Origin of the sequence: Nostoc sp. CHAB 5836, from assembly GCF_020829445.1 — a bacterium.
In the GTDB taxonomy this organism is placed as follows: domain Bacteria; phylum Cyanobacteriota; class Cyanobacteriia; order Cyanobacteriales; family Nostocaceae; genus Nostoc.
The window spans coordinates 1-4,691 of the sequence record NZ_JAIVFV010000291.1; the positions used below are offsets into that span (position 1 = coordinate 1).

At 42.4% G+C, this 4,691-nt stretch carries 8 protein-coding genes; 4 read left to right on the plus strand and 4 right to left on the minus strand.

From position 1 onward, the window contains the following. On the plus strand, nucleotides 1–211 hold a 211-nt coding region (locus LC605_RS30990), incomplete at its 5' end, for a hypothetical protein (RefSeq protein ID WP_229551243.1). A 443-nt stretch (nucleotides 212–654) separates the two neighbouring features. On the opposite strand, the gene LC605_RS30995 is transcribed toward LC605_RS30990, so the two are convergent. Together LC605_RS30995 and LC605_RS31000 are read right to left on the minus strand one after the other, a co-directional pair. After that, the gene (locus LC605_RS30995; RefSeq protein ID WP_229551244.1) at nucleotides 655–1,452 is read right to left on the minus strand and encodes a peptidylprolyl isomerase; all 798 of its coding nucleotides are present in this window, start codon (nucleotides 1,450–1,452) and stop codon (nucleotides 655–657) included. Between the two features lie 187 nt (nucleotides 1,453–1,639). Continuing rightward, nucleotides 1,640–2,014: a cytochrome c gene (locus LC605_RS31000; RefSeq protein ID WP_229551245.1), complete on the minus strand. Its 375-nt coding sequence runs from the start codon at nucleotides 2,012–2,014 to the stop codon at nucleotides 1,640–1,642. A gap of 210 nt (nucleotides 2,015–2,224) precedes the next feature. On the opposite strand from LC605_RS31000, the gene petG reads away from it, so the two are divergent. Continuing rightward, complete coding sequence (gene petG / locus LC605_RS31005) at nucleotides 2,225–2,338, plus strand: cytochrome b6-f complex subunit V (protein WP_063721252.1); 114 nt, start codon at nucleotides 2,225–2,227, stop codon at nucleotides 2,336–2,338. Nucleotides 2,339–2,371: 33 nt separating this feature from the next. Here petG and rsmD read toward each other — a convergent pair whose 3' ends face one another. Then, nucleotides 2,372–2,962 (minus strand): 16S rRNA (guanine(966)-N(2))-methyltransferase RsmD, encoded by a 591-nt coding sequence (gene rsmD, locus LC605_RS31010; protein ID WP_229551246.1) that lies wholly within the window; start codon nucleotides 2,960–2,962, stop codon nucleotides 2,372–2,374. An 84-nt stretch (nucleotides 2,963–3,046) separates the two neighbouring features. Continuing rightward, the gene (gene hisH / locus LC605_RS31015; protein WP_229551247.1) at nucleotides 3,047–3,682 is read right to left on the minus strand and encodes an imidazole glycerol phosphate synthase subunit HisH; all 636 of its coding nucleotides are present in this window, start codon (nucleotides 3,680–3,682) and stop codon (nucleotides 3,047–3,049) included. Nucleotides 3,683–3,740: 58 nt separating this feature from the next. On the opposite strand from hisH, the gene LC605_RS31020 reads away from it, so the two are divergent. Continuing rightward, on the plus strand, nucleotides 3,741–4,262 hold the full coding sequence (locus LC605_RS31020; protein WP_229551248.1) for a peptidase C15: 522 nt from the start codon (nucleotides 3,741–3,743) through the stop codon (nucleotides 4,260–4,262). 31 nt (nucleotides 4,263–4,293) lie between these two features. After that, nucleotides 4,294–4,691, plus strand: a 398-nt coding sequence (locus tag LC605_RS31025) for a DUF3370 family protein (protein ID WP_229551249.1), incomplete at its 3' end; no start/stop codon positions are given.

Consider the following 4,691-nt stretch of genomic DNA (forward strand, 5'->3'; position numbering starts at 1 on the left):
TCGGTTAAGAATATTCGTAGGTTGGGTTGAGGAACGAAACCCAACATTTTCTTTCTCTTTGTTGGGTTTCGCTTACGCTCAACCCAACCTACACATTTTTATTTTTAGTCTTAACCGAACCGTATTGCACTTTGCTGTAGTTTACGTGGGCATCTTCAGTCACATCTTTGATTGTCCAACTTCTTTGTGCTGCAAGTTTTCTAATCTTTAGTCTAACTAGGGCTTGCTGAATAAGTTTATAAAACAAATCTAGAAGCTATACAGCTTACAAAATAGTTGTTTCACCGCTCACTTTCTAAATTTACCCAGCGATGCCTTCTCTTCGAGACGCTTTGCGAACGGCGGGCTGCGCCAACGCTAATGATTGTGCAAGGGTTTTGAGACTCTAGATGTTATAACAAAAGCACTTGTTTGTTGGGAAAAGGCTTAAAACCCTTATCTGGTATATATTACACTTCTATTCACCAAGCCCTAACTACCCCTATTTTTATCTTAACAAAGGCGAGATTCTACTTTTGAAAACTTAATGAGGTGGAATTCCATCTACTATATGAACAACAAACATCAAAAGCGATCGCTCGTCCAGCTTGAAAAACTAACAGAGCGATCGCTATATGCGGTTTTGAAGCCAAGTATGGGAGATCACTCCCATGTTTAAGTTAAAGGTTTATCGCCCTCTCCCTCTCGTTCCGTGTCCCACTCGCTTTGTGATGCAGACATGATTTGTTTTTGCTGTTCTTGTAGCCAGGTTTCAAAGAGTTCATTCAGCAGGCGCACTTTCATAAATTCATCCAGTTGTGCTGGGATGAATTTTTCCAGGCGCAAAATCACAAACCATTCAGCGATACGGGTAGGCGGCAATATCTGACCTGGTTGACTACTAGAAAGCATTTGCACCATTACAGGATGTAGTGCATTCAGTTCAATCGGACCCACTAAGCCCCCAGTTTGGGCTTCTGGCCCGAGTGAGTATTCTCGTGCCAAGTCAGCAAAAGAGTTTTCTTTTGCTTGAATCCTGAAGTAGAGTTCTTGGGCAATTCCCACATCCTGGGTTCGCAGTAGGGAATAAATTACTTTGTCCAATTTTGCCTTCGACTGAAAAAAGTAAGATTCCAGTTTATTACCCCAAGTCGCTTGCTTAAATTTTTCAATTTTCAGCTTACGAGTGGTAATAACTTCTAGTTGATCGGGAGTCAGCCTTTGACGTGCCATCCAAGCCTGGACGTCTTCTTCATTTTTTAACTGTTTTTCCGCATAAAACTGCTGTTTAGCTTGGGCTACTTCCTCAGGTGTACACTGTATTGCTACCTCGGCGGAGCGTGAGTTTTGCTCTATTGCGTCATCGATGATCAATTCGCGCTGCAACTGCGGCAGCATTTGGTAACTTGCCAGCAAGGAAATCAGTTCACTAGCTGTGATTGTACGATTACCGATTTGGATCGCTTCAGTCATTAGCTTTAGGGCATTTCAAGAATATCTAGTTTGTTAAAGAAGCAAAACCGTAGTCTATTCAATAGGAGCTTTTGTCTTAATTTTACCGAGTTAGGTACGCTAACCTCACTTTTACAATAATTAAATTAAGATGTGCTGCCTTTTTCCATAAGTGATTTATGTATCCTGCAACCAAAAATTCTAATGTCTACAACGACTCTAAATAGTTTAAAAGATCCGCCATTTCTTGGGCACTAGGTTGGAATTTTGGCATTGGCGGTGTTTCACCACTGGTCACTTGGTGAATCAGTCCATACCGAGACTTGTGCTTTGAAACAGCTTGCAAACTCGGCCCCACTCGCCCGTCTGCTTCCAAGCCATGACAACCAGCACAGTTAATTTGAAAGATCGCGTGTCCTTGAACTGGGTTTCCTGTTAGGGATAGAACACTCTTGACGTATGGATCGGAGGCTTGAACCAACTGAACACCAAAAAAGCCCAAAGAGACTGCTAGCACTATGGCCAGCATCAATAAAACGATGCGCTGAATCAAAATTTCAGGTTTGGTAATTTGGTTATCCAAAAGGTTTGCGGTGAAAGTCTAGGTGTGCTAAAAAGTTTTCATTTCCTACACATAGCTTAAAAGTTCTTGATTGTGTCTGCAAGCACAGAAGACTATTTTCTTGTGGGCAGTCGGTCTCTAAAAAGGCTGTAGGGCGCAGGATTGATACGAAGTTTGGTAAAATCAAAAATAAGCAACGAATATTTAATAATTACAAAGAGGAGATTTCCAGTGGTTGAACCCCTGCTATCAGGTATTGTCCTTGGTCTAGTTTTCGTCACCCTCGCTGGACTGTTTTACGCTGCATACAAGCAATACAAGCGCCCCAATCAGTTGGGAGGGTGAGGGAGTGCACAGTGCTGAGTTAGGAGTTAGGAGTTAGGAGTTATATTGTTCCTCATCTCCCTGATCTGCTCCTAACTCTTCACTCCGAATTCTGTAGAAAGTAAGTGATGTGTTGCCGTAAACTTTCTGGCGGCAAATTCCCCAAGTGGGAATCTCTGGCGGTGTCCAACTTTGTGAGGCGTGTTCGACTGCAATTTCGCCGCTAGGATCTAAAAGTTGATAGTGGGCGATCGCTTCTAATACTGGCTGGTACAATCCACTGGCATAAGGTGGATCAAAGTAAATTCTATCAAATTGCTTGCCTGATAAAATCTTTAAATGATGGGTAATATCTCCCCGTAATACCCGAAATTCTTGCTGGGCGTTAGCTACCTGCTGCCAATTTTGTTGGATGGTGGCACAGGCTCGGCTCGATTGTTCTATTCCCGCTACTAGGCTAGCTCCTCTACATAAAGCCTCTGCGCCCATTGAACCAGTACCGGCGCACAAATCTAGCCAGCGACAACCTGCAATTTCTCCTTGCCAAATATTAAATACTGCCTCCCTTACCCGCGCACTAGTGGGTCTAGTTTCTTTTCCTGGTAAAGTTTTTAGCTGGCGATTGCCGTAAATTCTCAGGCTCATTAGTTATTAGTCATTGGTCATTAGTCATTGGTCATTAGTCATTAGTTTTGGACAAAGGACAAAGAACAAATGACAAAAATAGTATTAGGCAGGAATTTTTTCGCGGACTTGAGCAACAAAATTAGACAGGATTTGCAATCCGATATTAGAGGATTTTTCGGGGTGAAACTGGACTGCCATCAGGTTGTCATGGGCGATCGCAGCTGTGACGGTTTGAGTGCCGTGAGTGATGGTTGCTGCACGGATTAGCGGATCTATTGGGTCAACATAGTAGGAATGGACAAAATACACCCAAGGATCGGACGGTAAATGCTCCCACAAAATACTTTTTGGTTGAGTCACTTCCAGTTGATTCCAACCCATGTGAGGGATAGTGATGTCAGGTTCTGAACGAAACCGCCGCACTTTTCCTTTGATAATTCCTAGTCCTGGTTGGGTGCCTTCTGCACTTGATTCAAAGAGAATTTGCAATCCTAAACAAATTCCTAAGAAGGGTTTACCAGATGCGATCGCTTCTTTAATAGGTTCTTCTAAACCACGCGATCGCAGGTGTTGCACTGCTGGATCAAATGCTCCCACTCCCGGTAGGACTATTGCATCTGCTTGGTCTAATTCCTTTGGAGAATAAGTAACATTAGGAGTTGCCCCAGCTTTTTCCAAGCCTTTGCAGACTGAGTGCAAATTTCCCATCTCGTAGTCTACGACCGCAATTACTGGCATTTACCTGCTCCTTGTAAATTTATTATGGAGGGTTTTTCTATTCTAAATAATATTTGTTATGAAGAAAAGAATTCTATTAACTTCTTTTGATATTTGGCTCAAGGATCAACTGTCGAATTCTTCTGATGATTTATTACTTGAAGTTAGCAAACTTGATCTGATACCGCATGACTTAACTTTTTTACGCCAGTTACCGGTAGATGTGAAACTTGCCAGTACTCAGGTAATGGGAAAAATCAATGCAATCCAACCTGATTACATCATCTGTTGTGGCATGGCTGCAAGCCGTACGCAATTAAGTGTGGAAGCAAGTGCTAGCTGTGGAGAGAGTATTTTGCAGACAGAAGTTGATTTAGAGAAATTAGTGGTGGGAGCCGCCGCAATTGAGATTAGCCACGACTGCGGAAAATTTGTTTGTGAAGGTCTTTACTATTCAGTGTTGGACTATTTAAGGCAAAATCAACTCACGGCACGTTGTCTCTTTGTCCACGTTCCGATTCTCAATCAAGAAAATTTCATGGGGATTCTTGCAGATTTCGTATTAATTATTAACAAACTGGCACTTTCATCAAGTTGTTAATGTCTGTATGGTTGAAGAAATATGTAAGTATATGTTGCCATTGTTACTAATTTTTGCAATAGCCCAATCAACTCCTACCACACCACCACCTGAAGAAGTTGTGCAACCACAAGAAGTACGTCCTTTACCAGGTAAGTTGGATAGAGTGCCAACATTTAATAGTAATAGTCCAGAATTGGTGTTGAAAGAAGGGATTTTACTCTCCACTTTTCCACCAGAGGGGAAAAAAGTGCCAAGGGCGCATCTGAATTTTCCCTTTCGGGGACGATTTGATATTTTTGCCCATCACGTTGCTAGGGCTGAACCAGCAGAGAATTTGCGCTCGCTCTATCTAGGGATAATTTTACATAACCCCGGTTCAGAATCGGTGAAGGTGAATATTTGGCAAGGGGCAAGTTATTTGAGTCAACCGGATGCACCATTTATTCA